The 26,037-nt window shown below is 70.8% G+C and carries 23 protein-coding genes; 13 read left to right on the top strand and 10 right to left on the bottom strand.

Annotation, left to right across the window (positions count from 1 at the left end; genetic code table 11):
* Positions 1 to 8: 8 nt before the first annotated feature.
* Both leuS and ACWDY5_RS09925 read right to left on the bottom strand, forming a co-directional pair.
* On the bottom strand, positions 9 to 2,843 hold the full coding sequence (leuS, locus tag ACWDY5_RS09930; protein ID WP_449721888.1) for a leucine--tRNA ligase: 2,835 nt from the start codon (positions 2,841 to 2,843) through the stop codon (positions 9 to 11).
* Between the two features lie 140 nt (positions 2,844 to 2,983).
* Positions 2,984 to 4,081, bottom strand: a complete 1,098-nt coding sequence (locus tag ACWDY5_RS09925) for an esterase-like activity of phytase family protein (protein ID WP_449721887.1) — start codon at positions 4,079 to 4,081, stop codon at positions 2,984 to 2,986.
* A gap of 75 nt (positions 4,082 to 4,156) precedes the next feature.
* Between ACWDY5_RS09925 and ACWDY5_RS09920 the strand changes: the two genes are divergently transcribed.
* Positions 4,157 to 4,600, top strand: coding sequence for an SdpI family protein (locus ACWDY5_RS09920; RefSeq protein ID WP_449721886.1), 444 nt, complete (start codon positions 4,157 to 4,159; stop codon positions 4,598 to 4,600).
* Here ACWDY5_RS09920 and ACWDY5_RS09915 read toward each other — a convergent pair.
* A complete protein-coding gene (locus ACWDY5_RS09915) occupies positions 4,587 to 5,168 on the bottom strand; it encodes a YqgE/AlgH family protein (RefSeq protein WP_449721885.1) in 582 nt (193 codons plus the stop codon). The two genes, ACWDY5_RS09920 and ACWDY5_RS09915, sit on opposite strands and share 14 nt — an antisense overlap.
* 103 nt (positions 5,169 to 5,271) lie before the next feature.
* Between ACWDY5_RS09915 and ACWDY5_RS09910 the strand changes: the two genes are divergently transcribed.
* Positions 5,272 to 6,621, top strand: a complete 1,350-nt coding sequence (locus tag ACWDY5_RS09910) for an MFS transporter (RefSeq protein WP_449721884.1) — start codon at positions 5,272 to 5,274, stop codon at positions 6,619 to 6,621.
* Here ACWDY5_RS09910 and ACWDY5_RS09905 read toward each other — a convergent pair.
* The 3 genes from ACWDY5_RS09905 to ACWDY5_RS09895 all read right to left on the bottom strand — a co-directional run bounded on the left by ACWDY5_RS09905 (position 6,579) and on the right by ACWDY5_RS09895 (position 8,989).
* Complete coding sequence (locus ACWDY5_RS09905) at positions 6,579 to 6,983, bottom strand: hypothetical protein (protein WP_449721883.1); 405 nt, start codon at positions 6,981 to 6,983, stop codon at positions 6,579 to 6,581. The genes ACWDY5_RS09910 and ACWDY5_RS09905 overlap by 43 nt on opposite strands.
* Before the next feature lie 96 nt (positions 6,984 to 7,079).
* Entirely contained in the window at positions 7,080 to 7,454 is a 375-nt protein-coding gene (locus tag ACWDY5_RS09900; RefSeq protein WP_449721882.1) for a PASTA domain-containing protein, read from the bottom strand.
* Positions 7,455 to 7,507: 53 nt separating this feature from the next.
* Positions 7,508 to 8,989, bottom strand: a complete 1,482-nt coding sequence (locus tag ACWDY5_RS09895) for a CCA tRNA nucleotidyltransferase (RefSeq protein ID WP_449721881.1) — start codon at positions 8,987 to 8,989, stop codon at positions 7,508 to 7,510.
* A 35-nt stretch (positions 8,990 to 9,024) separates the two neighbouring features.
* On the opposite strand from ACWDY5_RS09895, the gene ACWDY5_RS09890 reads away from it, so the two are divergent.
* From ACWDY5_RS09890 to ACWDY5_RS09850, 9 genes are all read left to right on the top strand, one after another.
* Positions 9,025 to 9,546 (top strand): NUDIX hydrolase, encoded by a 522-nt coding sequence (locus ACWDY5_RS09890; protein ID WP_252483560.1) that lies wholly within the window; start codon positions 9,025 to 9,027, stop codon positions 9,544 to 9,546.
* Positions 9,543 to 11,717: a DUF6049 family protein gene (locus ACWDY5_RS09885; protein ID WP_449721880.1), complete on the top strand. Its 2,175-nt coding sequence runs from the start codon at positions 9,543 to 9,545 to the stop codon at positions 11,715 to 11,717. The genes ACWDY5_RS09890 and ACWDY5_RS09885 overlap by 4 nt, the downstream gene beginning before the upstream one ends.
* The gene (gene murJ / locus ACWDY5_RS09880) at positions 11,714 to 13,363 is read left to right on the top strand and encodes a murein biosynthesis integral membrane protein MurJ (protein WP_449721879.1); all 1,650 of its coding nucleotides are present in this window, start codon (positions 11,714 to 11,716) and stop codon (positions 13,361 to 13,363) included. Before ACWDY5_RS09885 ends, murJ begins: the two co-directional genes overlap by 4 nt.
* A 287-nt stretch (positions 13,364 to 13,650) precedes the next feature.
* Positions 13,651 to 15,051 (top strand): protein kinase family protein, encoded by a 1,401-nt coding sequence (locus ACWDY5_RS09875; protein WP_449721878.1) that lies wholly within the window; start codon positions 13,651 to 13,653, stop codon positions 15,049 to 15,051.
* Between the two features lie 44 nt (positions 15,052 to 15,095).
* Entirely contained in the window at positions 15,096 to 15,713 is a 618-nt protein-coding gene (gene sigM, locus ACWDY5_RS09870) for an RNA polymerase sigma factor SigM (protein WP_252483556.1), read from the top strand.
* Positions 15,710 to 16,522 (top strand): anti-sigma factor family protein, encoded by an 813-nt coding sequence (locus tag ACWDY5_RS09865; RefSeq protein ID WP_449721877.1) that lies wholly within the window; start codon positions 15,710 to 15,712, stop codon positions 16,520 to 16,522. The genes sigM and ACWDY5_RS09865 overlap by 4 nt, the downstream gene beginning before the upstream one ends.
* A gap of 106 nt (positions 16,523 to 16,628) precedes the next feature.
* Complete coding sequence (gene trxB / locus ACWDY5_RS09860; RefSeq protein WP_449721876.1) at positions 16,629 to 17,591, top strand: thioredoxin-disulfide reductase; 963 nt, start codon at positions 16,629 to 16,631, stop codon at positions 17,589 to 17,591.
* A gap of 46 nt (positions 17,592 to 17,637) precedes the next feature.
* Positions 17,638 to 17,964: a thioredoxin gene (gene trxA / locus ACWDY5_RS09855; RefSeq protein ID WP_283662334.1), complete on the top strand. Its 327-nt coding sequence runs from the start codon at positions 17,638 to 17,640 to the stop codon at positions 17,962 to 17,964.
* A gap of 291 nt (positions 17,965 to 18,255) precedes the next feature.
* Complete coding sequence (locus ACWDY5_RS09850) at positions 18,256 to 19,410, top strand: N-acetylmuramoyl-L-alanine amidase (RefSeq protein WP_449721875.1); 1,155 nt, start codon at positions 18,256 to 18,258, stop codon at positions 19,408 to 19,410.
* Between the two features lie 57 nt (positions 19,411 to 19,467).
* On the opposite strand, the gene ACWDY5_RS09845 is transcribed toward ACWDY5_RS09850, so the two are convergent.
* The gene (locus tag ACWDY5_RS09845; protein ID WP_252483551.1) at positions 19,468 to 20,106 is read right to left on the bottom strand and encodes a GNAT family N-acetyltransferase; all 639 of its coding nucleotides are present in this window, start codon (positions 20,104 to 20,106) and stop codon (positions 19,468 to 19,470) included.
* Positions 20,107 to 20,268: 162 nt separating this feature from the next.
* On the opposite strand from ACWDY5_RS09845, the gene ACWDY5_RS09840 reads away from it, so the two are divergent.
* Positions 20,269 to 21,618 (top strand): aminotransferase-like domain-containing protein, encoded by a 1,350-nt coding sequence (locus tag ACWDY5_RS09840; protein WP_449721874.1) that lies wholly within the window; start codon positions 20,269 to 20,271, stop codon positions 21,616 to 21,618.
* Between the two features lie 81 nt (positions 21,619 to 21,699).
* Positions 21,700 to 22,647 carry a D-alanine--D-alanine ligase family protein gene (locus ACWDY5_RS09835; protein WP_252483550.1) on the top strand — a complete coding sequence of 316 codons (948 nt, stop codon included), beginning with the start codon at positions 21,700 to 21,702 and terminating at the stop codon, positions 22,645 to 22,647.
* Positions 22,648 to 22,699: 52 nt separating this feature from the next.
* On the opposite strand, the gene ACWDY5_RS09830 is transcribed toward ACWDY5_RS09835, so the two are convergent.
* The 3 genes from ACWDY5_RS09830 to rsmG all read right to left on the bottom strand — a co-directional run bounded on the left by ACWDY5_RS09830 (position 22,700) and on the right by rsmG (position 25,352).
* Positions 22,700 to 23,674 (bottom strand): ParB/RepB/Spo0J family partition protein, encoded by a 975-nt coding sequence (locus ACWDY5_RS09830; RefSeq protein WP_449721873.1) that lies wholly within the window; start codon positions 23,672 to 23,674, stop codon positions 22,700 to 22,702.
* Complete coding sequence (locus ACWDY5_RS09825; protein ID WP_374213161.1) at positions 23,671 to 24,543, bottom strand: ParA family protein; 873 nt, start codon at positions 24,541 to 24,543, stop codon at positions 23,671 to 23,673. The genes ACWDY5_RS09830 and ACWDY5_RS09825 overlap by 4 nt, the downstream gene beginning before the upstream one ends.
* 107 nt (positions 24,544 to 24,650) lie before the next feature.
* Positions 24,651 to 25,352 (bottom strand): 16S rRNA (guanine(527)-N(7))-methyltransferase RsmG, encoded by a 702-nt coding sequence (rsmG, locus tag ACWDY5_RS09820; RefSeq protein WP_449722072.1) that lies wholly within the window; start codon positions 25,350 to 25,352, stop codon positions 24,651 to 24,653.
* Between the last annotated feature and the right edge of the window lie 685 nt (positions 25,353 to 26,037).

Here is a 26,037-nt window from a genome sequence, read left to right as displayed (position 1 = left end):
AGCGCGGATCACACGACCAGGTTGACCAGACGGCCCGGCACCACGATCACCTTGCGCGGGGAGCCGCCGTCCAGCAGCGCGACCACCTTCTCATCGGCCAGCACCACGGCCTTGATCTCGTCCTGACCGGCCGAGGCGGGCACCACGACCTTGGACCGCAGCTTGCCGTTGACCTGCACCGGGTACTCGATGCTGTCCTCGACCAGGTAGCGCTCCTCGGCGACCGGGAACGGGCCGTGTGCCAGGGAGGTGTCCTGGCCCAGGCGGGACCACAGTTCCTCGGCCAGGTGCGGGCACAGCGGGGCCAGCATCAGGACCAGCGGTTCGGCCACCGCGCGCGGGGTGCCGGCCGCCGAGCTGAACTCCTTGGTCAGGTGGTTGTTCAGCTCGATCAGCTTGGCCGCGGCGGTGTTGTAGCGCATGGCCGCGTAGTCCTCGCGGACGCCGGCGATGGTCTTGTGCAGCAGCCGCAGCGTGGTCTCGTCCGGGGTGTCCGCGGTGACCCGCAGCTCGCCGGTGACCTCGTCGACCAGGTTGCGCCACAGGCGCTGCAGGAAGCGCTGCGCGCCGACCACGTCCTTGGTCGCCCAGGGGCGGGAGACCTCCAGCGGGCCCATGGACATCTCGTACAGCCGGAAGGTGTCCGCCCCGTAGTTGTCGCACATCTCGTCCGGGGTGACCACGTTCTTCAGGCTCTTGCCCATCTTGCCGTACTCGCGGCTGACCTCTTGGCCCTGCCAGAAGAACTTGCCGTCCACCTCCTCCACCTCGTGCGCGGGCACGTACGCGCCGCGGGCGTCGGTGAAGGCGTAGGCCTGGATGTAGCCCTGGTTGAACAGCTTGCGGTACGGCTCGTCCGAGCTGACCTCGCCCAGGTCGAAGAGCACCTTCTGCCAGAACCGGGAGTACAGCAGGTGCAGCACCGCGTGCTCCACACCGCCGATGTACAGGTCGACGCCGCCGGGGTCGGTGGCGCCGTGCTGCTCGGTGCGCGGGCCCAGCCAGTAGCGCTCGTTGGCCGGGTCGACGAACCGCTCGCTGTTGTCCGGGTCCACGTACCGCAGCTGGTACCAGCAGGAACCCGCCCAGTTGGGCATGGTGTTGGTGTCCCTGCGGTACTTCTTCGGCCCGTCGCCCAGGTCCAGCTCGACCGTGGTCCACTCGGTGGCGCGGGACAGCGGCGGGGAGGGCTCGGTGTTGGCGTCGTTGGGATCGAAGGTCCGCGGCGAGTAGTCATCGACCTCGGGCAGCTCCACCGGCAGCATCGACTCCGGCAGCGCGTGCACCCGGCCGTCCTCGTCGTAGACCACCGGGAACGGCTCGCCCCAGTAGCGCTGCCGGGAGAACAGCCAGTCGCGCAGCTTGTACTGCACGGTGCCCTCACCGGCGCCGCGCTCCTGCAGCCACTCGATGATCGTCTTCTTCGCCTCGTCGACGGCCATGCCGTCCAGGAACTCGGAGTTGATCGCCGGTCCGTCGCCCAGGAACGGACCGTCCTGGTGGCCCTCGCCCGGCTGCACGGTGCGGATGATCGGCAGGCCGAAGGCGGTGGCGAAGTCCCAGTCGCGGCTGTCCTGGCCGGGCACCGCCATGATCGCGCCGGTGCCGTAACCCATCAGCACGTAGTCGGCGATGAACACCGGGATCTGCTTGCCGTTGACCGGGTTCACCGCGTACGCGCCGGTGAACACGCCGGTCTTGTCCTTGTTCTCCTGCCGGTCCAGCTCGGACTTGCGGGAGGCGGCCACCCGGTAGGCCTCGATCGCCTCGCCGGGGGTGGCCGCGCCCGCGGTCCAGCGCTGGTCCACGTCGGCGGGCCAGGCGGCGGCCGAAATTTCGTCCACCAGCGGGTGTTCCGGGGCCAGCACCATGTAGGTGGCGCCGAACAGGGTGTCCGGGCGGGTGGTGAAGACCTCGATCTGCTGCTCGCCGACGGCGAAGCGGACCCTGGCGCCGTGCGAGCGCCCGATCCAGTTGCGCTGCATCGACTTGATCTTCTCCGGCCAGTCCAGCCGGTCCAGGTCGTCGACCAGGCGGTCGGCGTAGGCGGTGATCCGCATCATCCACTGGCGCAGGCTGCGGCGGAACACCGGGAAGTTGCCGCGCTCGCTGCGGCCGTCCGCGGTGACCTCCTCGTTGGCCAGCACCGTGCCCAGGCCGGGACACCAGTTCACCGGAGCCTCGGACAGGTAGGCCAGCCGCTGCGAGTCGATGACCTTCGCCCGCTCGGCCACGGTCAGCTCGGCCCAGCCGCGCCCGTCCGGGGTGGGCCGGGTGCCCTCGGCGTACTCGGCTTCCAGCTCGGCGATCGGCCGCGCCTTGCCCAGCGCGGTGTCGTAGAAGGAGTTGTAGATCTTCAGGAAGATCCACTGGGTCCACCGGTAGTAGCCGGGGTCGATGGTGGAGATCCGCCGCCGCTCGTCGTGGCCCAGCCCCAGCCTGCGGATCTGCCGCAGGTAGGTGTTGATGTTCTCCTCGGTGGTCTTGCGCGGGTGCTGCCCGGTCTGCACCGCGTACTGCTCGGCGGGCAGGCCGAAGGCGTCGAAGCCCATCGTGTGCAGCACGTTGCGCCCGGTCATCCGGTAGTACCTGGCGAAGACGTCGGTGCCGATGAAGCCCAGCGGGTGCCCGACGTGCAGCCCGGCCCCTGACGGGTAGGGGAACATGTCCTGCACGAACAGCTTGTCCGCGGGCACCTCGCCGTCACCCGCGAGCGATCCGGCCGGGTTCGGGGCGTGGAAGGTGCCGCTGCTCTCCCAGCGGTCCTGCCAGCGCCGCTCGATCTCGCCTGCCATGGCCGCGGTGTAGCGGTGCGCCGGAACGGCGTCGGAGTCCGTGCTCATGTCATGTCCTCTGCGTTTGCCTGCCCCTGACAACCAAAAACCCCTCAGCCCGTGGAGGGCATGAGGGGTTGCCGCGCGAACCGGGAACCGGTCAGCGCGGCTGGCTAAGAAGCAGGTGGGCCGTGCTCACGCCTACCAGGTTAGCGCACCGCAAGGGTGATCAGCTGGCTGACCTGCGTCGCGGAGAAGTTGTCGTCGCTGACCAGCACCAGGCTGCGCTCACCCGAGGGCAGCCGAGGACCCCAGGTCATCCCCTCCACGTTGTCCACAGTGGACAGTCCGAGCGTGCCCAGATCGGCGAGCAGCTTCTTGCGCACCGGGCGGATCTGCGCCCCGGCCAGCGAGTCCACGTCCTTGACGTTCGAGGCCCTGGCGGTGCTGATCTCGTAGATGCGCACCTTGTTGCCCACCCCGGTGACGAAGGAGCGCTCCATCACCAGGAACCGGTGCGGGTCCTGCTCGGTGACCGGCAGGATCGCCACCACGCCGTTGTTGGCGAAGGCCCCCGCCGGCACCGGCTCGGCGAAGACCTTCTCCATCGGGTAGGCGTACTGCGCGAGCAGCCGCCCCGACCTGGTCTGCACCGAGATCCGGCCCAGCGCGCCCGCGGCCGGGGTGGGGGAGGGCCCGTCCTGGATCAGCGGCCCCTCCACGGTGGAGACCACCAGGTGGCCGCCCGCGGCGAAGGCCAGCCCCTCCAGCACCTCGTTGCGCCGCGGCCCGCGCTCATCGGTGGACATCCGCAGGTTGGCCGGCAGCGGCAGCTCACCGGCGAAGGAGCCGTCCCGGTGCGCCCGGCGGATGGCCGGGTCGATCACCAGCGGCGGCAGCCGGTCGCCCTCGCTGGTCCACCACAGGTCCCCGGTCAGCGGGTCGACCCGGATCTCCTCGGGGTCGGGGGTGTCCAGGGACAGCTTCGGGTAGGTCGAGCCGTCCGGGCGCAGCAGCGGCTTGGTGCCGGTCAGCTCGAAGCCCTGCGCGCCCTTGCGCGCGGTGTAGTAGCGGACCGGCTGCCGGTCGGAGCGGTCGTCGCAGATCAGCACCCACTCCCCGGTGCGCCGGTCGTAGTCGAGGCCGGAGAGGCCGCCCACCGTCGTACCCTGGAAGGTGATCTTCCCGATGATCTGCTCTGAGACCAGGCGAACGCGCTGACCTGCGGGTTCGGCCGTGGCGGGCGCGGCGAGGGCGAGCACCAGGACTCCGGTGAGCGCACCTGCGGCGCGGAGACGTACAGACATGGGTGCAGCACACCTCACAACGGTGACGAGAAGGTAGCGGGCGAGTCGCGGAATCACGGCGCTTACCCTCAAGGGGTGCAGCAGCTCGCAGTCATCGCCATCGTGCCACGGATCAGCGTGACCTTCCTGCTCGTCATCGCCGGGGTGGCGCTGGCCGTGGTCGGGCTGCGCGGCCTGCGTGGCACCCTGCCCCGCAACGCCTACGCAGGCGTGCGCACCGCCCGCGCGATGCGCAGCGACGAGGCCTTCGCGCTGGCCAACAAGGTGGCCGGGCTGCCGGTCCTGGTCTCGGGGCTGCTGCTCGTGCTGACCGGCGTGGTCACCGCGCCGCTGACCGAGACCGGGCTCTACCTGACCCTGTTGATCCTCGGCGGCCTGGGCGCGGTGCTGATCACCGCGGCCGGCGGCATGCTGGGGCACCGCGCGGCCGACGCCCTGCCCGACCCCGAGCCGGCCGCCAAGGGCTGCGGCGGCTGCTGCGGCGGGATCTGCGCGAAGCTGGGCGCTAGTTCCGCTTGATGTCCACCGGGTGCGTGGCCAGCAGCGACAGCGGCATGCCCTGACGGCGCAGCACCCGGCCCCACAGGTCCACCCTCGGCGGGGTGAGCACGTCATCCGGCAGCGCGGGCACCACCAGCCAGTCGCCGCGCTCGATCTCGTCGTCGAGCTGCCCCTCGCTCCAGCCGGAGTACCCGGCGAAGACCCGCAGCCCGCGCATCCGCGGCGCCAGCTCGTCCGGGTCGGAGTCCAGGTCGACCAGAGCCACCGGGCCGCGCACGCCGATCACGCCGTCCATGGTCTCGATGTCCTCGCCCACCTTGAGGTTGGCCAGGCACAACGCGGTCTTCTGCTCCACCGGACCGCCCACGAACACCGCGGGCGGGCGGCTGGCGTGCGGGGCCCAGCCAGGTAACACGTCGTGCACGGCGACCTCGCTCGGCCGGTTCAGCACAACGCCGAGCGTGCCCTCGTCGCGGTGGTCGATGATGTAGACCACTGTGCGACGGAAGTTGGGGTCGAGCAGCCCTGGCGTGGCCACCAGCAGGGACCCCGGCTCGACTTCGGCGTCGGAAGACACGGTGCACATGATCCCACTCGTCGCCGCGCCGTTCGCCGCACCGCACCGCGCGCCGTCAAGACCAGGTAGTCCGGGGTGCTGCCGTGCGCACCCGGACCCGTACGCTGGGTGTGTGCAGACGGCCGAAGACAGCCTGGCCGGTCGTGGCCAGACCCCGCACAAAGCTCGGGTCGGACTCCGCCATCTCCTGACCAATCCCGGGTTCTTCCGGCTGCTCGCGGTCAAGGCGACCGCCCAGTGGGGCGATGGCGTCTTCCAGGCCGGACTGGGCAGCGCGGTGCTGTTCAACCCCGAGCGCGCGGCCGACCCGCTGGCCGCGGCCGCCGGGTTCGCGGTGATCTTCCTGCCGTACTCGGTGGTCGGCCCGTTCGCCGGCGCGCTGCTGGACCGCTGGGACCGCAGGCAGGTGCTGGTGCTGTCCAACGTGATCCGCGGGGTGCTGGTGCTGACCACCGCGCTGGCCGTCTTCGGCGGGCTGACCGGGCCGGCGCTGTACGTGGCCGCGCTGCTCACCCTCGGCGTGAGCCGGTTCGTGCTGGCCGGGCTGTCCGCCTCGCTGCCACACCTGGTGCCCAGGGAGGACCTGGTCGAGGCGAACGCGGTGGCCGCCACCCTCGGCGCGGGCATGGCGGTGGTCGGCGCGGGCTGCGCGATCGGCCTGCGCGCCCTGCTCGGCGCGGGCGACGCCGGTTCCGGCACGGTCACCGCGATCGCGGTGGCCGGCTCGATCGCGGCGGCGCTGGCCATGCTCGGCTTCCGGCGCGGCCAGCTCGGCCCGGACGAGGTCAACGAACCGGCCAAGGCGCTGGTCGCGGTGGCGCACGGGCTGATGGACGGCGCCAGGTCGGCGGCGGGCACGCCCAGCGTGGCCGCCGGGTTCGTCGCGCTGGTCACGCACCGGCTGGCCTACGGCGCGCTGGTGCTGCTCGGCGTGCTGCTGCTGCGCAACTCCTTCCACGACGTGGGCTGGCTGCCCTCCGGCATGGGCGGGGTCGGCGTGGTCGCGGTGGCAGGCGGCGCGAGCATCCTGGCCGCGGCCTTCATCACCCCGCCGCTGGTGGCCAAGATCGGCCGCAGGGCCACCATCACCGGCTCGCTGGCGCTGGCCGCGCTGACCCAGCTGGTGCTCACCCTGACCCTGTCGCTGCCCGCGCTGCTGCTGTCCTCGTTCATGATCATCGGCGCCGGCCAGGTGGTGAAGCTGTGCGTGGACGCGGCCGCGCAGCGCGATGTCGGCGATGAGACCCGGGGCCGGGTCTTCGCCCTCTACGACACGTTGTTCAACGTCAGCATGGTGGTCTCGGCGGGCACCGTGGCCTTGCTGGTGCCCGCCGACGGCCACTCCACCGGCGTGATGCTCGGCGTCGTCCTGGTCTACCTGATCGGCACGGTCTGCTACCTGCTGGTCGAGCGCCGAGGTCAGGCGCAGGCCAGCCGCAGCGGTCGCACCGGCTCGGCCTGACGCGGGCCGGGCACCGACGGCACGGCCAGCAGCGGGTCGAGCACCCGGTTGCCCTCGGCCGCGGCACGGGCTGCCGAGGCCAGGCTCTCCGGGGTGTAGGTCTCGTGGAAGAGCACGCCCTGGAAGCCCTGGCGCAGCAGGCCGATCGCCTGGTGCGCCCGGTCCACCCCGAGCAGCGCCACCACCGGCGTCCTGGTGGTCAGCCTGGCCAGTTTGGTCAGCCGCCACTCGGACAGGTCCGGCAGGTCGGCCAGCACCACGTCGGCCCGATCCCCCTCATCGACCAGAGCCAGGTCCGCCCCCGCGGACACCATGCTCCGCAACCCGAACCCCACTATCAGGTCGTCCGCACTCACCAACACCCTGTACACGGTGCACCCCCATGCCCCTGAGTAACGAGTTCCCTCCACCACACATGGTGACCGATCCCGCTGTCGTCCCGCTAACCGCTGATCGCGTTATCTGTCGCCGTCCTTCTTGGACTTCAACAGGATCCTCCGGTCCAGCTCGACCACGGCGCCCGCGGCAGGTTCCTGACTCACGACCTTCCAGTTCCGGTCGTTGAGCAGCAGCCGCCCCTTGCCCGTGGCGTCTTCTTCCGCGAGATTCCGCAGGCCGGCGGCCTGCATGGTGTCCTGCGCCTGCTGGTGCACCATGCCGACCACGTTCGGCACCTTCACCGTCTTACCCCGGGTCTCCGAGGTTGGCGACGGATTTGCCGATGGCTGGGTCTGGGTCACCGTGACCGTCTCCCGAGGCGGCGGCGCACTGCACGCCGACCCCACCAGACCCACCGTGACCAGCCCGAACAGCGTTCTGCCGAGGATGTTCATCGTGCCCCCTTTCGCTACCGAACGTAGCGAAAAGGCAACCGAACCGGCAGAAACTAGCCCCGATCAGGTGGCTGGATGCCCTGCTCCCTTGCCCAAGCGAGCAGCTCCGCCTCTGCCTCTTCGGGCGCGAGCGGACCCCGGTCCAGCCGCAGCTCCTTCAGGAACGTCCACGCCTTGCCCACCAGCGGGCCCGGCGGCAGGCCGAGCAGCTGCATGATCGCGTTGCCGTCCAGGTCCGGCCGCACCCGGCGCAGGTCCTCCTCGGCCGCGATCCGCTCGATCCGCGTTTCCAGGTCGTCGTAGGTGCGCTGCAGCGCGGCCGCCTTGCGCTTGTTGCGGGTGGTGCAGTCCGCGCGCACCAGCTTGTGCAGCCGGGACAGCAGCGGGCCCGCGTCGGTGACGTAGCGGCGCACCGCGGAGTCGGTCCACTCGCCCTTGCCGTAGCCGTGGAAGCGCAGGTGCAGGTAGACCAGCGTGGCCACGTCCTCGGTGATGTCCTTGGCATATTTCAGCGCGCGCAGCCGCTTGCGGGCCATCTTCGCGCCGACCACCTCGTGGTGGTGGAAGCTCACCCCGCCGCCGGGCTCGAACCGCCGGGTGTCCGGCTTGCCGATGTCGTGCAGCAGCGCGGCCAGCCGCAGCACCAGGTCTGGCTCGCTGCCCGGCTCCTCCAGTGCGATCGCCTGGTCCAGCACCACCAGCGAGTGCTGGTAGACGTCCTTGTGCTGGTGGTGCTCGTCGATGGCCAGCCGCATGGCGGGCACCTCCGGCAGCACGTGCTCGGCCAGCCCGGTGTTCACCAGCAGCTCCAGCCCCCGCCTCGGCTGCGCGCCGCAGAGCAGCTTGGACAGCTCGGCCTGCACCCGCTCGGCGGTGATCCGCTGGATCTGCCCGGCCATCTCGGTCATCGCGGTCAGCACCCTCGGCGCCACGTCGAAGCCCAGCTGGGCGACGAACCGGCAGGCCCGCAGCATCCGCAGCGGATCGTCGGCGAAGGACTCCTCCGGCGTGGCCGGGGTGTCCAGCACCCGCGCGAGCAGCGCGGCCGAGCCGTCGTGCGGGTCCACGAAGACCTTCTCCGGCAGCCGCACCGCCATCGCGTTCACGGTGAAGTCCCTGCGCACCAGGTCGGCCTCGATGGACTCGCCGAAGACCACCTCGGGGTTGCGCCCGACCCGGTCGTAGCTGTCCGCGCGGAAGGTGGTGATCTCCACGGTGGCCCCACGCTTGACCGCGCCGAGGGTGCCGAAGGCGATGCCGGTGTCCCAGATCGCGTCGGCCCAGCCGGTCAGCAGCGCGCGCACCTGTTCCGGCCGCGCGTCGGTGGTGAAGTCGAGGTCGGTCAGCGGCCGTCCCAGCAGCGCGTCCCGGACGCTGCCGCCGACCAGGTACAACCGGTGACCCGCCGTGGCGAACCGCTGGGCGAGCTCGTCGGCGACCGGTGCGATCCGCAGCAACTCCACGACCGCATTCTGCTGCGCGCCGCGGGCGGGGTCGACCTGGTTCGGCTGGGCCGGTACAGAGGTGCTGGACACGAGGAGCCAGCCTACGTCGCACTACCATCGGCGCCATGCCCCCGTCGTCCTCCGGCAGCGCCGGTGGCGCCAAACCGGGTAGACGGACCAGGCGCCAGCGGGGAAAACGGCTGCGTACGGTGGACGAGGTGTCTGCCGGTGGGCTGGTTGTGGATGCCGCGCGCGAACACGCTGCGCTCATTGGCAGACTTGATCGAAAAGGACGGCTGCTGTGGTCGCTGCCCAAGGGCCACATCGAGCAGGGTGAGACCGCCGAAGAGGCGGCCGTCCGCGAGGTCGCCGAGGAGACCGGCATCCGTGGCCGGGTGCTGGGCCTGCTCGGGGCGATCGACTACTGGTTCGTCGCCGAGGACCGGCGAGTACACAAGACCGTGCACCACTTCCTGCTGGAGGCGGTGGGCGGAGAGCTTTCCGACGAGGACGTGGAGGTCACCGAGGTGGCGTGGGTGCCGCTGGGTGAACTGGATGGGCTGCTGGCCTACGTGGACGAGCGCCGCCTGGTGCGCAAGGCGGTCGACCACGTGCGCGCGCCCAGTGAGACTTCGGAGCCGGCGTGAAAAGGCTGTTCACGGTCGCGGCTGTGGCCGCGTGCACCGTGCTGACCGTGCCCGTCCCGGTGCGCGCGGAGACCTACGACGTGCGGGCCCAGCCCGTCACCAGCGGCCCGGCGACGGCCCAGCCCGCGACGCTGGAGCTGGACACCCTGCAACCGAGAGTGGTCACCGGCGACGGTGACAACAAGCTGGTGGCCGCGGGCAAGCTGACCAACACCGGCGACCGCAAGCTCAGCGACGTCATGGTCCGGCTACAGGCCGGCAGCCCGCTGACCAGCGAGGACAAGGTCAACGAAGCAGTCGCGGGGGAGGCGGCGACCGACCGGGCGGACTCCAAGTTCACCAGGATCGGCACCGACCTGGAACCGGGGCAGAGCGCCCAGGTGCGGGTCGAGGTGCCGCTGAACGTCCTGCAGATCACCGGCCCCGGGGTGTACCCGGTGCTGTTCAACGTCAACGGCACCCCGGACTTCGGCAAGCAGGCCAGGATCGCCTCCCGCGGCTTCCTGCTGCCAGTCACCGGCGTGCCCGGCGGCGCGGTGCTGCCCAGCCCGCCGAACGCGGCCGCCACCACCGTGCTGTGGCCGATCGTCGACCAGCCGGTGCGGGTGCCCAGCAGCGGCGGCACCGTGCTGACCAACGACGACCTGGCCCGCTCGCTGACCACCGGCGGCCGGCTCTCCGAGCTGGTCTCCGCGGTGGAGCAGACCGCGCCTTCGGGCTCGGCGCTGGCCGGCTCGCTGTGCCTGGTGATCGACCCGGACCTGGTGCAGACGGTCACCGCGATGGCCGACACGAGCAACGGCGTCTACCGCATCCGCAGCGGCAACAGCACCGTGGAGGGCTCCGGCTCGACCGCGGCGCAGAAGTGGCTGGAGCGGCTCAAGGGCATCGCCAGGGGCCGCTGCGTGCTCGCGCTGCCCTTCGCCGACGCCGACCTGGTCGCGCTGTCCAAGGCCGGGCTCACCGACCTGGAGAAGCTGGCGGTGGACCGGAGCAAGGCGGTCGCCGAGCTGCTGCAGATCCAGACCGTCGGCGACATGGTGTGGCCGCTGGGCGGCGTGATCGACGAGCGCACCCTGGCCGACCTCGGCCGCCGCACCCTGCTGCTGGAGCCACGCGGGGTGCAGGACGGCCGCACGGTGACCTCGCCGGTCAAGCTGGCCGCCGCGGCCGACTCCTCGGCCGCCGGCTCCTCCGTGGTGCCGATCGACCCGGTGGTGCGCAACGCCATCGGCGGCACCGCGCCACTGTCCGGCGCGGCCAGCTACGGCCCGCTGGACCTGCAGAACGGCATGGGCGCGCTGCTCTACCGGGCCACCGCGCTGGGCAAGACCGGCGGCTCGCTGGTGGTGGCCCCGCCGCGCCGGTGGAAGGCCCCGGTCGGCGAGCTGACCGCGTTCCTGCAGTCCATGCAGCACCTGCTCGGCGGCAGGCTGGTCACCCCGCGCGGGCTGAACGAGCAGGTCGCCAACGGCGGCCGCACCGTCGGCCTGACCTATCCGGTGGACGCCACCGGCGCCGAGATCTCGCCCAGCATCACCGGCGACCTGCGCGCCATGCGCGACCGGTCCAGGGACCTGCTGTCGGCGATGAGCAGCGACGGCGTCAAGGGCACCTCGCCCGCCTCGCTGGTCGAACCGCTGGACCTGGGCATGGTCCGGGCCGCCTCCGGCGCCTGGCGCGGCAACAACTCCGCGGGCGGCGCGGCCGCCTCGCTGGTCGGCGACCAGCTGGAGTACCTGGTCTCCCAGGTGCGCATCGTGCAGCCGCCCGGCCCGTACTACCTGGCCTCCTCGGACAGCCCGCTGCCGCTGACCATCAGCAACAAGCTGCCGGTGGTGATCAAGGTGCGGGTGACCTTCAGCAGCACCCAGGGCCTGCGCACCAGCGATGTCAACGACCTGACCATCGGCGCGAACAGCAACCTGCCGATCCGGGTGCCCACCGAGATCACCCGAGGTGGCCAGTTCTCGGTGGACGCGCTGCTGCAGACCATCAACGGCACCCCGCTGGGCCGCGGCGGCGAGGCCAACCGGATCACCCTGATCTCCACCGCGTACGGCACCATCACCCTGGGCATCACGGTCACCGCGGGCGCGGCCCTGGTGCTGCTGGTGGCCCGCAGGCTGATCCGCCGCCTGCGCTCCGGCAAACAGGACGGCGCCGCGTGAGCGAGACGAGGCAGATGGACAAGCCGGTCCCGGCCAAGGCCCAACCCTCACTGGCCAAGGCCAGCGGGTCGATGGCGATCGCCACCCTGGCCAGCCGGATCACCGGCTTCCTGTCCCGGATCGTGCTCGTCGTGGTGGTCGGCTCCGGCGTGATCACCGACTCGTACCAGGTCGGCATGACCATCCCGCTGCAGGTGTACGAGCTGCTCCTGGGCGGGGTGCTGACCAGCATCATCGTCCCGCTGCTGGTGCGCGCGGAGAAGGAGGACGCCGACGGCGGCGAGGCCTACATCCAGCGCCTGCTGACCATGGCGCCGGTGATCCTGCTGGCCGCCACCGTGGTCATGATGCTGGCCGCCCCGCTGCTCACCACCGTCTACGTGGACGGCAGCAGCGGCAAGGCGCACCCGGAGCTGGCCACCGCCTTCGCCTACCTGCTGCTGCCGGAGATCGTCTTCTTCGGCCTCGGCGCGTTGTTCACCGCGATCCTCAACTCCCGCGGCGTGTTCGGCCTGCCCGCCTGGGCGCCGGTGTTCAACAACCTGGTCGTGCTGGTCACCCTCGGCGTCTACCTGCTGGTGCCGGGCGACCCGACCATCAACCCGCTGGCCATGAGCGACCCGAAGCTGCTGGTGCTGGGCATCGGCACCACGCTGGGCATCGTGGTGCAGGCGCTGGTGGTGCTGCCCGCGATGCGCCGGGCCGGCATCCGGTTCAAGTGGCGCTGGGGCTGGGACAGCAGGCTCACCGAGTTCGGCGGCCTGGCGCTGTGGATGGTGTTCTACGTGGTGCTCGGCCTGGCCGGGGTGATCGTGGTCACCCGGATCGCCACCGCCGCGGTGCCCGGCAGCATGACCGCCTACAACTTCGCCTGGCAGCTCTTCCAGCTGCCCTACGGCATCCTCGGCTTCTCGCTGCTCACCGCGATCATGCCGCGGATGAGCAAGGCGGCCGCGGACAGCGACGTGCGCGGGGTGGTCGCCGACCTGTCCCTGGGCAGCAGGCTGCTGACCACCATGCTGCTGCCGCTGAGCGCCGGCATGACCGTGCTCGGCAGCCAGCTCGGCGTGGCGCTGTTCTTCTACGGCGCGAACACACTGGACAAGGCCCAGCAGATCGGCACCACGCTCGCGGTGTCCGCTTTCGGACTCGTGCCGTACGCGATCACCATGATGCAGCTGCGGGTCTTCTACGCGATGAAGGACGCCCGCACCCCGGCCATGCTCCAGTTGCTCACGGTGGCGGTGAAGATCGGCCTGTCCGTGCTGTGCGTGCAGGTGCTGGACGAGCACACCATGGTGCTGGGCCTTGCCTTCGTGAACTCGATGTCCTTCCTGGTCGGCGCGGTGGCCGGGAACATCTGGCTGCGGGTCCGGCTCGGCAGGCTGGAGACCGGGCGGCTGGGCCGCACCTTCGGCCTGACCCTCATCGGCTCGCTGCTCGGCGCGCTGAGCGTGGTGCTGGTGCACACCGCGACCCTGGAGTTCGCCCCGCTCGGCACCTCGCCGCGGGTGGTCGCCTGGATCGTCGTGGTGGTCGGCGGCCTGCTCGGACTCGCCGTGGCATTCGGGTCGATGATGCTACTCAAGGTGACGGAACTGAATCCGGCAATGTCACGGATCACCCGACTTTTGCGCCGCCGCTGACGCCCGGCGTCCCGTACCCTCGACCGGGAGCACCAGCACGCGGTCGGGGGTTACGACCGCAGACGACGTGCGGAACGGGAGAAAGCTCGGTGAGTGGGACGCCGGATTACACGGCGCCGCACGGGAATCCAGCCGGCGGCGCGGTAGGAGCTGCCGCCTTCGTTCCGGGTGCGACTCTCGGTGACGGCCGCTACCGCCTGTTGTCACTGGCCGGCCAGGACGTCCGGGCTCCGGCCCAGTTCTGGCGGGCGAGGGACAACGCGCTGGGACGTGATGTTGCTCTCACCGTGCTGATCGGTGACGCCTCCGACGAGCACACCGCCGCCCGCGCCCGCCGCACCCTGGAACGCTCGACGCACGGCGCCGGCTTCACCCACCCCGGCGTCTCCCGGACGCTCGATGTGCTCTGGCCCGGCCACGGGGTCAACCCGCGCGACGGCGTGCTCGGCATCATCGTCGCCGAGTGGACCCAGGGCACCGACCTGCTGGACCTGATCACCGAGGGCCCGCTGCCCTCCGGTACCGCGTCCCGGCTGCTGGAGGCGCTGGCCGCCGCGGTCGAGACCGCGCACCACGCCGGACTGGTGCTGGGCGTGGACCACCCGCAGCGGCTGCGGGTCACCCCGGACGGCAAGCTCCGGCTGGCCTTCCCCGGCCCCAGGGCCGAGGTGACCGCCCGCGAGGACGTGCGCGGCCTGGGCGCCGTGCTGTACCTGATGCTGACCTGCCGCTGGGCCCTCGACGGCGGCCCGAACACCCTGCCGTCGGCCCCCACCGGCCCGGACGGCACCGTGGTCTCCCCGCAGACGCTGCACCCGACCGTGCCGCACGAGCTGTCCACGGTCGCGGTGCGCAGCCTGGTGGACACCAGCATCGGCGGCCTGCGCACCGGCGCGGCGATCCTGCGGGTGCTGGAGCACACCGCGGCCGCCGAGGCCGAGGCCGCCGCGCTGCGCGCCCAGGAGGCCGCGCTGACCGAGGAGTACTCGGCGGTCGGTGTCGACGAGGACGACAAGCGGGACGAGAAGAGCAGGCGGCGCAAGCTCGCGGTCGGCATGACCCTGCTGACCGTGGCCACCGTCGGCATCCTGGCCTGGATCGGCCTGTCCGTGATCGGCATGTTCGCCACCCCGGAGACCCGCTCCGGCCCGACCGTGGCGCTCACCCCCACCACGACCGCACCGCCAGCCGAGACCAGCAACCCAGTGCAGCCGAGCACACCGCCCAGCAGCGAGCCGGTGCAGGCAGGCGGCACCGTGGACGTGGCCAGCGTCAACGTCTACAACGTGCAGGGCGAGCCGGACAACCCGCACCGGATCAAGCGGGTGGTCGACGGCGACCCGCGCTCGACCTGGAAGACCATGACCTACCGGCAGCAGTTCCCGCGCGGCAAGCCCGGCGTCGGCGTCATGATCACCCTGTCCGACGCGGCCAAGCTGGCCAAGGTGGTCATCGACTCGCCGAGCGCGGGCACCAAGGTGGAGGTGCGCAGCGCGCCCTCCGGCAACGCCGACCTGGACGAGACCACGGTGCTGGGCAGCGGCACCTTGCAGAAGGGCGACACCGAGATCGCCCTGAACCCCGGTGACGCGACCAAGTTCGTGCTGCTGTGGATCACCGGGCTGGGTGGCAGCGGGGATCGCAACGTCTCCGAGCTGTCCGAGCTGACCTTCGTCCGTGCCGGGTGAACGCCCGTCATCCACAAGGATGAGCTGACGCTATTCTCAGCCGCGTGACAGCCGCGGCTAGCTCGGACGGGGACCTCATAGCGGCCCATGCTGCCGGCGACCCCCATGCGTTCACCGAACTCGTGCGTCGCCATCGGGATCGCATGTGGGCCGTCGCCCTGCGGACTTTGCGTGACCCGGAGGAAGCGGCCGACGCGCTGCAGGAGGCGTTCATCTCCGCCTTCCGCGCCGCGGCCTCCTTCCGCGCCGAGTCACAGGTGACCACCTGGTTGCACCGGATCGTGGTCAACGCATGCCTCGACCGGGTGAGGCGCCGTCAGGCCCGCCCGACCGTGCCCATGCCCGAGGAGCCGCACCGCGAACCGATGGCGCCCAGGGACCACATGGACGAGCGGGTCACCTCGCTGGCCGTCCAGGACGCCCTGGCCGAGCTGCCGGAAGAGCAGCGCGCGCCGATCATCCTGGTGGACGTGGAGGGCTACTCGGTGGCCGAGTCCGCGCGGATCTTGGGCATCGCCGAAGGTACCGTGAAGAGCAGATGTGCTCGCGGAAGGGCGAAGCTGGCGAAACTTCTCGGGCACCTACGGAACCCCGATGCAAGTGCGAACGTCTCACCTGACGCTGGAGCAATGGCACCGCGGCGTCCACGGGAGGGACGATGACCACCAACGAGCGCCGGCCCGGTGTGCCGGATGGCCCGCCGTGGTCTGTTGATCTCATCGCCGATCTGCACGCCGGGGTCCTTGACCCCGCTTTGGCCGCCCAGCTGCGGCCCAGGATCGAGGCCGACCCGGAGGCGCGGGCCGTGCTGGCCGCGCTTGATGAGACGCAGGCCGAGCTCGCCGCACTGCCCCCGCTGCGCATGCCGGAGCACGTGGCCAGCCGGATCGAGGCGGCGATCGAGAACGAGGTGCGGCTGGCCATGGCCGCCCGCCCCGGCGCGGCACCGCTGGCACCGCCAGCGCCGCCGCAGTTCCACCAGCAGCCGCCGCAGCTGGCCCAGGTGGTCGACCTCGCCTCCGCCCGCCGCAGGCGCACCAAGGCCATCGGCTGGGGCATCGGCGCGCTGGCCGGCCTGGCCGCGGCCACCGGCCTGATCTTCGCCGTGCTGCCGGGACAGCAGCCGGTCACCGGCACCGCCCAGCCCACCAGCGTGGCCACCACGCCGGGGGACGGCGTGCTCGCGCTCAAGTCCGCGGACCTGGACGGCAAGATCCCACCGGGGATCTCCGGCAACAAGGACTACGGCCCGTTCAGCGACCAGGCCAAGCTCAAGGCGTGCCTGGTGGCCAACAACCAGCCCGGCCACCTGCTCACCCCAGCCGCCGGCCGCCAGGTCACCGTGGACGGCAAGCCAGGGGTGGCGCTGGTCCTGCTCACCACCACGCCCGGCCGCACCCGGCTGCTGGTCGTGGGCGCGGACTGCGCCGCCGGGAAGCCGTCGCTGATCAAGGACAGCACCGTCGGCTAGCCGTTGCGGTGTGACGTCGAAGTCACCTGGGAACAGCCGCACCTAGGATCGCGTTGTGCCGGTACGAAGCCGGCATACGTCGACTCACGGGCACGGAGGTCCCCAGGTGTCATCGCAGGTACGAAACCTGATCGTGGTGGGCTCCGGTCCAGCCGGGTACACCGCGGCCACCTACGCCGCTCGGGCGCAGCTGGACCCCTTGGTCTTCGAGGGCACCCAGTTCGGCGGCGCGCTGATGACCACCACCGAGGTGGAGAACTACCCGGGGTTCAAGGACGGGATCATGGGTCCCGACCTGATGGAGCAGATGCGCGCCCAGGGCGAGCGCTTCGGCGCCGAGCTGCGGGCCGAGGACGTCGAGTCCGTCGAGCTGTCCGGCCCGGTGAAGACGGTCACCGCGAACGGGGTCACCTACCAGGCCAAGGCCGTGGTGCTAGCCATGGGCGCGGCCGCCCGCTACCTGGACGTGCCCGGTGAGCAGAAGCTGCTCGGCCGCGGTGTGTCCGCCTGCGCCACCTGCGACGGGTTCTTCTTCCGCGACCAGGACATCGCGGTGGTCGGCGGCGGCGACTCGGCGATGGAGGAGGCCACCTTCCTCACCCGCTTCGCCCGCTCGGTGACGATCATCCACCGGCGCCAGGAGTTCCGCGCCTCCAAGATCATGCTGGAGCGCGCCCGCGCCAACGAGAAGATCCGCTGGCAGCTGGACACCAAGGTGCTTGAGGTGCTCGGCGAGACCTCCGTCACCGGCGTCCGGGTGGCGAGCACCGTGACCGGCGAGGAGTCCATCCTGCCGGTGACCGGGTTCTTCGTCGCGGTCGGCCACGACCCGCGCTCCGCGCTGGTCAAGGGCCAGGTGGACACCGACGAGGAGGGCTACGTCAAGGTCGCCTCGCCCGGCACCGCCACCAACCTGGACGGCGTGTTCGCCGCCGGCGACCTGGTCGACCACACCTACCGGCAGGCGATCACCGCGGCCGGTTCCGGCTGCGCGGCCGCCATGGACGCCGAGCGCTGGCTGGCCGAGCGGGAAGCCGCCGAGCCGGAGACCGTGGCCGCGGTCAGCTGAGCCCCACAGACCCGATTCACCTGCCCCCAACCAAGGAGTGACGACGATGGGCAACAACACCAAGGTCGTGTCCGACGCGAGCTTCGTCGAGGACGTGCTGCAGAGCGACAAGCCGGTGCTGGTGGACTTCTGGGCGACCTGGTGTGGACCGTGCAAGATGGTCGCCCCGGTCCTCGAGGAGATCGCAGGCGAGCACGCGGACAAGATCACCATCGCCAAGCTGGACATCGACGCCAACCCGTCCACCGCGCGGGACTACCAGATCATGTCGGTGCCGACCATGATGCTGTTCCAGGGCGGCAAGCCGGTGAAGACGATCGTGGGCGCCAAGCCGAAGGCCGCGATCCTCAACGACCTGAGCGACGTGATCTGAGTCCTACCCCAGGGCCCGCCCGCTGCGCTGACCTGTGCGATGAGTTAGTTCAGGTGAACCTGGCGTAAAGTCCCCAGCTGGATCGTGCAACCCCGGTTCGCGGTTCTTCGTCATCCTGATGAGTGGTTCTGCCGCTCGGGATGGTGAACCGCAGGCCGGGGTTGCCGTTTTCGTGCTGGAACGACTGCTGGGAGTAGCCCCGCACGTGGCTACTCAAACCGCAAGGCACAATAGGACGTCTTCAACTGCGCGCCGAACTAATTTCCGGCGCCCGAGTCATGCGAGGGGTGCATGCTGCTGCTCCGCCGGGGTGATGACGGTCCAGCCGTCGCCGAGATCCGGGCGACTCTCGTGAAGCTGGGGCTGCTACCGGCCACCAACGGCCAGATCAGGCCTACCGACTTCGATGGCCAGGTCGAGCACGCAGTGCGCTCGTTCCAGCAGCAACGAGGGCTGATCACCGACGGCATCGTCGGTCCGAACACCTACCGGGCGCTGACCGACGCGCGCTGGCAGCTCGGCGACCGCAACCTCGCCTACCTGATCTCCCAGCCGATGAGCGGCGACGACGTGCTCACCCTGCAGCAGCGACTGCTCGAACTGGGCTTCAACGCCGGTCGCGCGGACGGCGTCTTCGGTCACCAGACCGAGCACGCGCTGCGCAACTTCCAGCGTGACTACGGCCTTTCCGTCGACGGCATGTGCGGCCCTGGCACGCTGCGCGCGCTGCGCCAGCTGGCGCCCAAGGTCCGCGGCGGCCGCCCGGTGTTCCTGCGCGAGCAGGAGCACCTGCGCCGGTCCGGCCCGCGCCTGTCCGGCAAGCGGATCGTGATCGACCCCGGTCACGGTGGTGGCGACCGGGGCATCGTGGTCGACGGCGTGTCCGAGGCCGACCTGATGTGGGACCTGGCCAGGCGGCTGGAGGGCCGCATGGTGGCCACCGGCATGGAGGCCCTGCTCTCCAGGGGCCCGCAGGTGTGCCCGCCGGAGTCCGACCGCGCCCAGTTCGCCAACAGCGCCAACGCGGACCTGTTCCTGTCCTTGCACTCGGACGCGAACTCCTCCCCGCACGCCCGCGGCGTGGCCACCTTCCACTTCGGCAGCGGCGGCCACGGCACCAGCTCCACCGTGGGTGAGGCCCTCGCCGGGTTCATCCAGCGCGAGCTGACCGCCCGCACCGGCATGCTGGACTGCGGCACCCACCCCAAGACCTGGGACTCGCTGCGGCTGACCCGCTGCACCGCGGTCCGGGTGGAGACCGGTTACCTGACCAACCCCGAGGACCGCCGCCGGCTGCTCGACCCGGCCTTCCGGGACGTGGTGGCCGAGGGCATCCTGGTCGCGGTGAAGCGGCTGTACCTGCTGGGCAAGAACGACCAGCCCACCGGCACGTTCACCTTCGACGACCTGCTCAAATACGAGCTGTCCAAGGCCGAGACGGCCTGACCCAGCCAACGAGAAAGGCCCCGCCAAGTTTCCCTGGCGGGGCCTTTCTCGTTGGTCTCAGACGGGACGGAAGCTCGGTTCCTTGCTCCCGGCGGTGGCGCTGATGGACACCGTGCCCAGCAGTCGCTCCAGCGCGGCCTCCACGTCTTCCTTCCAGGTCAGCGCGGTCCGCAGCTCCAGGCGCATCCGCGGCCACTTCGGGTGCGGGCGCACGGTCTTGAACCCGACGCTGAGCAGGAAGTCCGCGGGCAGCACGCAGTTGGGCTGGTCAGGCGTCGCGTCGCCGAAGGCCTCGATCGCCTTCACCCCGCGCCTGGTGAGGTCCTTGGCCACCGCCTGCACCAGCACCCGGCCGAGGCCGCCACCGGTGAACTCCGGCAGCACCTGCAGCGCGGTGATCAGCACCGCGTCCGCGCTGACCGGGGAGGTGGGGAAGGTGGACGCCCTCGGCACCACACCCGGTGGGGCGTAGAGCACATGACCGGCGGGCACCCCGTCGGCGTAGATAATCCGGCCGCAGGAACCCCACTCCAGCAACACCGCGGAGATCCAGGCTTCCTTGTCGAACTCGGTCTGGCCGAACTCCTCGGACTGCTCCTTCATGTGTGGAGCGAGCTCCCAGAACACACAGCCCCGGGAGTGCCGGGACAGGTGGTCGAGGTTGTCCAGCGTGACGCCGACTACGCGTCGCGACACCTGACCTCCCAGCAAGAACGGCATGCCCGCGCACCACGGGCACCGAGAACCAGCATAGGCGCAGCGCACCGGCTTCGACAGGGAGGCCGGATCACACTCGGCGCCATCGGTGCCATCGGCGGCCTAGACTGGCTCGGACGATCGCCGATACCGGAGCGCCGCATGAACCTACCTGCCTCAACGCCCGAACAGCAAAATCCGTCCGCTGTCCCGGCCGCGGCGGCAGCAGGGCGCAGCCTGGACCCCCACCTGAGGCGCTACGCGGCGCGCACCGCGGGGATGACGGCCTCGGAGATCAGGGCGCTGTTCTCGGTGGCCAGCCGCCCCGAGGTGGTCTCGCTGGCCGGTGGCATGCCGTACCTGGCCGCGCTGCCGCTGGAGACGCTCTCGGCCGACGTGGCCCAGCTGATGGCGGCGGAGGGCCAGACCGCGCTGCAGTACGCCTCCGCGCAGGGCATCCCGGCGCTGCGCGAGCAGATCTGCCAGATCATGGCGCTGGAGGGCATCTCGGCCCACCCCGACGACGTCACGGTCACCGTGGGCTCGCAGTCCGGCCTGGACATGGTCACCCGGATCTTCTGCGATCCCGGTGACGTGGTGGTCGCGGAGGCGCCGTCCTACGTCGGCGCGCTGGGCACCTTCTCCGCCTACCAGGCCGAGGTCGTGCACGTGCCGCTGGACGACGAGGGCCTCATCCCCGGCGAGCTGGACCGCACGCTGACCGCGCTGGCCTCGGCCGGGCGCCGGGTCAAGTTCCTCTACACGATCCCGAACTTCCACAACCCGGCAGGCGTGACCCTGGCGGTGCACCGGCGGGCCGAGGTGCTGGAGATCTGCGCCCGGCACGGCGTGCTGGTGGTCGAGGACAACCCGTACGGGATGCTCGGCTTCGACGGCCAGACCTATCCGGCGCTGCGCTCGATGGAGCCGGAGAACGTGGTCTACCTCGGCTCGTTCTCCAAGACCTTCGCGCCGGGGCTGCGGGTCGGCTGGACGCTGGCCCCGCACGCGGTGCGGGAGAAGCTGGTGCTGGCCTCGGAGTCGGCCACGCTCTGCCCGCCCACCTTCACCCAGGCGGTGGTCTCCCGGTACCTGGCCCAGCACGACTGGATGGGCCAGATCAAGACCTACCGCGAGGTCTACCGCGAGCGCAGGGACGCCATGCTCACCGCACTGGAGGCGCACCTGCCGGCCGGCTGCCGGTGGACCAAACCGGACGGCGGCTTCTACGTGTGGGTGAGCGTGCCGGAAGGCATTGACACCAAGGCGATGCTGCCGCGCGCGGTCACCCAGCGGGTGGCCTTCGTGCCCGGCACCGCGTTCTTCGGCGACGGCTCCGGCAACGGGCAGATGCGGTTGTCCTTCTGCTACCCGACGCCGGAGCGGATCCGCGAGGGCGTGCGCAGGCTGGCCACCGTGCTGGAGGGTGAGCTGGAGCTGATCAGCACCTTCGGCCAGGTGCACCGCCGCCAGTCCACCGGCCCGCAGTCGCCGTCCCCGGACACCGCCTGACCTTTTCCCGCAACGCTTTTCCCGACGGTCCACTGTGGACGATCACAGTGGACCGTCGCCATTCACGCAAGGAGCTGTGCAGTGTCTGATCGTTGGGTCGCGGTGCTGGCCGGTGGGCTGTCCCACGAGCGGGAGGTCTCGCTGCGGTCGGGCCGCAGGCTCTCCGCCGCGCTGCGCGAGACCGGGCTGACGGTGGAGGAGTGGGACGCCGACGGCGCGCTGCTGGAGCGGCTGCGGCAGCACCGGCCGGATGCCGCGGTGATCGCGCTGCACGGTGGCGAGGGTGAGAACGGCGCGGTGCAGTCGGTGCTGGAGATGCTCGGCGTGCCGTACGTGGGCACCGACCCGAGGGCCTGCCGCCGGGCCTGGGACAAGCCGACCGCCAAGGGCGAGCTGGCTCGCGCCGGGCTGAGCACGCCGGACTGGGTGGTGCTGCCGCACAGCACGTTCCGGGTGCTCGGCGCCCAGGCGGTGCTGGACGCGCTGGTCGACCGGCTCGGCCTGCCGCTGATGCTCAAGCCGGACCAGGGCGGCTCGGCGCTGGGCGCGACCGTGGTGCGAGACGCGGCGGACCTGCCTGCCGCGATGGTGGACTGCCTGGCCTACGGCGACACCGTGCTCGCGGAGACCTACGTTTCCGGCGTTGAGGTGGCCGTGGGCGTGCTGGACACCCCAGAGGGGCCCCAGGCCCTGCCGGCGGTGGAGATCCTGCCGGAGAACGGCGTGTACGACTACTCGGCCCGGTACACCGCTGGACTCACCACGTTCCACGCGCCGGCCCGGCTCGCGCCGGAGACGCAGCGGGCGGTGGGGGAGCTGGCGGTGGCCGCACACCAGTTGCTCGGCCTCCGCGACATCTCCCGCACGGACGCGATCGTGGCGCCGGACGGCACGGTGCACTTCCTGGAAGTGAACGTCTCGCCGGGACTCACCGAGACCTCGTTGGTGCCGATGGCGGTGGAGGCCGCCGGGCGCTCGCTCGGTGAGGTGTTCGGCACCCTGGTCGAGCGAGCGCTTGCCCGCAGCTGACAGACGTTCCCATCTGAAAACGTCACCGTGACATAAGTCGGCAATACCCTGGCTAGCCGCCCTGCTGTGCCCGTTTTGTCCCGTTATGTCCCATCAGCTCCACGATGCGCTCAAGATCGTCCACGGAGCCGAACTCGAGCACGATCCGGCCCTTGCGCCGGCCGAGCTCGACCTTGACCCGGGTGTCGAACGCGTCCGACAGCTTCTCCGCGAGGTCCTGGAGTCCGGGGGCCTGGATCGGCTTGCGCGCCGCCGGCTTGGCCTTGGGTGGCTGCTCGCTCTTGGCGAGCACCACGGCCTCCTCGGTGGCACGCACCGACAGGCCCTCGGCAACGATCTTGGCGGCCAGGTCCTCCTGGCGGCCGGGGTCGTCCAGCCCGAGCAGGGCGCGGGCGTGCCCGGCGGAGAGCACCCCGGCGGCGACCCGGCGCTGCACGGGGAGGGGCAGCTTCAGCAGCCGGATGGTGTTGGTGATCACCGGGCGGCTGCGGCCGATCCGGCCGGCCAGCTCCTCGTGGGTGACCTCGAACTCCTCCAGCAGCTGCTGGTAGGCCGCCGCCTCTTCGAGCGGGTTCAGCTGCACCCGGTGGATGTTCTCCAGCAGCGCGTCCCGCAGCATCGCCTCGTCGGCGGTCTGCCGGACGATGGCCGGGATCCGGTCCAGGCCCGCCTGCTGCGAGGCCCGGAGCCGCCGCTCGCCCATGACGAGCTCGTACTGCCCCTTGCCGAGCTCCCGGACCACGACGGGCTGCATGAGCCCGAACTCGCGAATCGAGTGCTCCAGCTCGGACAGCGCGTCCTCGTCGAAGACGTGCCGGGGCTGCTTCGGGTTCGGCTTGATCGCCGCGGTCGGCACCTCGCGGTAGACCGCACCGGCCACCGAGGTCTCCGGCTCCGCCGCCTCACCCTTGGGCCGGGAGGCCACCGCGGTGGCGGCGGGGGAGGAGGCGCCCGCCGCACCGGGCGGCGGGCCGCTGGGGATCAGTGCGGCGAGACCTCGGCCGAGCCCGCCCTTTCGTTCTGTCATGTAGTTCCCATCTCGGCGCCGCGTACGGCGAGTTCCTTGGCTGCGTCGAGGTAGCTCATCGCGCCCCGCGAACCCGGGTCGTAGGTGATGATCGTCTGCCCGAAGCCAGGCGCCTCGGAGACCTTCACGCTGCGGGGGATCACGGTCTTGAGGACACGTTCCTGGAAGTGGTTGCGCACCTCGGTGGTCACCTGGTCGGCCAGCTTGGTCCGGCCGTCGTACATGGTGAGCAGGATGGTGGACACGTCCAGGTCCGGGTTCAGGTGCTGCTGCACGAGCTCGATGTTGCCCAGCAGCTGGCTCAGTCCCTCCAGTGCGTAGTACTCGCACTGGATCGGGATGAGGACTTCCTGCGCGGCGACCATCGCGTTCAACGTGAGCAGGCCGAGCGAGGGCGGGCAGTCGATGAAGACGTAGTCGGGCTGGAGCGAGTCGAGCGCCTCGGGGGAGAGGGCTTCCTTGAGCCGGGACTCCCGGGAGGCCATCGAGACGAGCTCGATCTCGGCACCGGCCAGGTCGATGGTGGCAGGCACGCACACCAGGTTGTCGGTCTGGTTGCTGGGCGCGGCGGCGTCGGCGAGCGAGATCTCCCCGATCAGCACCTCGTAGATGGAGGGGGTGCCAGAGCGGTGCTCAACACCAAGGGCGGTGCTCGCGTTGCCCTGCGGGTCAAGATCGATCACCAGCACCTTGAGGTGGTGCAGGGCGAGCGCGGCGGCCAAGTTGACCGTGCTGGTGGTCTTACCGACGCCGCCCTTCTGGTTGGCCACGGTGAGGACGCGGCGCCGGGCTGGGCGCGGCAGCTGCAGGGCGTCGGGGTGAAGAACGCGGGTGGCGCGCTCGGCTTCCTCGGCAATGGGGGTCCACACGGTGCTCTCCTCGGGCGCGTGGGGTGTCACCGAATCCGGTGCGAGTGTTTCACGTGGAACAGCGGCCGTTTCGCGCTCCGGATGCGAAAACAGGGGCGACTCCGGCCTCATCCCCGATCCTTCCTTCTCCGGCGCTTCCCGTCACGCCCTGGAGCACGATCGACCACAACTACCGTCGTCGGCACCTCAAGAACCCCTTCCCCGCACACCACAATCCGACCGTTCACGCCCCCCACCGCCGCCACGGCTTGCTCATCCCGCGCCAACTCCTCAGCCGCACTGGACCCCTTCAACGCCAGCAGTTGCCCTTCGGGCCGGGCCAACGGAAGACACCACCCGGCCAACTTGGCCAATGGAGCGACTGCCCGCGCAGTCACTACATCGGCACCAGCAAGCTGTTCCCGAACGGCTTTCTCTTCGGCACGACCCCGAACAACGGTCACATCAAGATCCAGCTCCTCAACGACCTCCGTCAGCCAGGCCACCCGCCGAGCCATCGGCTCCAGCAACGTGATGGACACATCGGGCCGAGCAATCGCCATCGGCAACCCAGGAAGACCGGCCCCGGAACCCACGTCAACCACGGAGGCGTTCGGGGCCAGCAGCTCGGAGACCACCGCCGAGTTCAGCATGTGCCGATCCCACACCCGCTCCACCTCGCGGGGCCCGATCAGTCCACGAGTCTCACCCTGCTCGATGATCATCTCGGCGAACCGCACCGCCACCCCAAGCTGGTCCCCGAAGACACGCGCCGCCACCTCCGGCACCGCCACCGTTTCACGTGAAACCACACCCACACCCCGTCCCATCCGTCGCCGTTTCACGTGAAACGACCACCGCCCACACGACTCCCAATGAGACCACGAACCCCGCCCCACCCCACGAACCCCCGCCCACCCCAACCCCCAACTCCACCCCAACGCCCCCACCAACCCCCGCCACCAGTCGCAAGATCAAGACGGAAAGCAACCTTTTCGCCCCGAAAAGCGTTCCGCAGAGGAAGCGGAGGCGCGGCGGGGAAACAGCGGCCCGGACAAGCGCCACCCCGACCCGAAGCCACGGCCCACAGCCAACGGCCACGCTCCCAGCACGAGCCAACCCGGGCCGCCAGGACGGGCCAGACTCAGCAGCACGCAGCGACCCGTCCCCCGAAACGAATCGAGAGCACCAGCCACCCTCCCCGCCTGCAACCCAGCCCCGCTCCCGCTCCCGTCCCACTCTCGGCCCCGGCCTCGGCAAGGTTCCAGCACCCACCGCCGCCCCAACTTGAGCCTGAACTCGTCCCAGCTCCGCCAGCGACATCGCTCGCACCACTGATGCCAACCGGCCATCTCGGGCGCACCCGCCAGCCCATGCGCCAGCGCCGCCTGCGCGTCGCTCGCCACCTCAGCCGTCGCTCGCCCGCTCATGCCGCCGGGCCGCCTACGCCGCCCGGCCGCGCGCTTGCCCCAGTCGCGGCCCGGCATGCGCGCCCCACGGGCTGGCGGCTGGCGG

It is taken from the genome of Crossiella sp. NPDC003009 (assembly GCF_053591555.1).
The sequence above is the reverse complement of the archived record's forward strand: the minus strand, read 5'-3'. Positions and strand labels throughout refer to the sequence as shown.

Excerpts from the sequence above, each read along its gene's own strand:
- ACWDY5_RS09900 (WP_449721882.1), bottom strand. The coding sequence starts at position 7,454 with ATGAACATCCTCGGCAGAACGCTGTTCGGGCTGGTCACGGTGGGTCTG.
- rsmG (WP_449722072.1), bottom strand. The coding sequence starts at position 25,352 with ATGGGACGGGGTGTGGGTGTGGTTTCACGTGAAACGGTGGCGGTGCCG.
- trxA (WP_283662334.1), top strand. The coding sequence starts at position 17,638 with ATGGGCAACAACACCAAGGTCGTGTCCGACGCGAGCTTCGTCGAGGAC.
- ACWDY5_RS09830 (WP_449721873.1), bottom strand. The coding sequence starts at position 23,674 with ATGACAGAACGAAAGGGCGGGCTCGGCCGAGGTCTCGCCGCACTGATC.
- ACWDY5_RS09850 (WP_449721875.1), top strand. The coding sequence starts at position 18,256 with ATGCTGCTGCTCCGCCGGGGTGATGACGGTCCAGCCGTCGCCGAGATC.
- ACWDY5_RS09890 (WP_252483560.1), top strand. The coding sequence starts at position 9,025 with ATGCCCCCGTCGTCCTCCGGCAGCGCCGGTGGCGCCAAACCGGGTAGA.
- ACWDY5_RS09865 (WP_449721877.1), top strand. The coding sequence starts at position 15,710 with ATGACCACCAACGAGCGCCGGCCCGGTGTGCCGGATGGCCCGCCGTGG.
- ACWDY5_RS09925 (WP_449721887.1), bottom strand. The coding sequence starts at position 4,081 with ATGTCTGTACGTCTCCGCGCCGCAGGTGCGCTCACCGGAGTCCTGGTG.
- leuS (WP_449721888.1), bottom strand. The coding sequence starts at position 2,843 with ATGAGCACGGACTCCGACGCCGTTCCGGCGCACCGCTACACCGCGGCC.
- ACWDY5_RS09840 (WP_449721874.1), top strand. The coding sequence starts at position 20,269 with ATGAACCTACCTGCCTCAACGCCCGAACAGCAAAATCCGTCCGCTGTC.
- ACWDY5_RS09915 (WP_449721885.1), bottom strand. The coding sequence starts at position 5,168 with ATGTGCACCGTGTCTTCCGACGCCGAAGTCGAGCCGGGGTCCCTGCTG.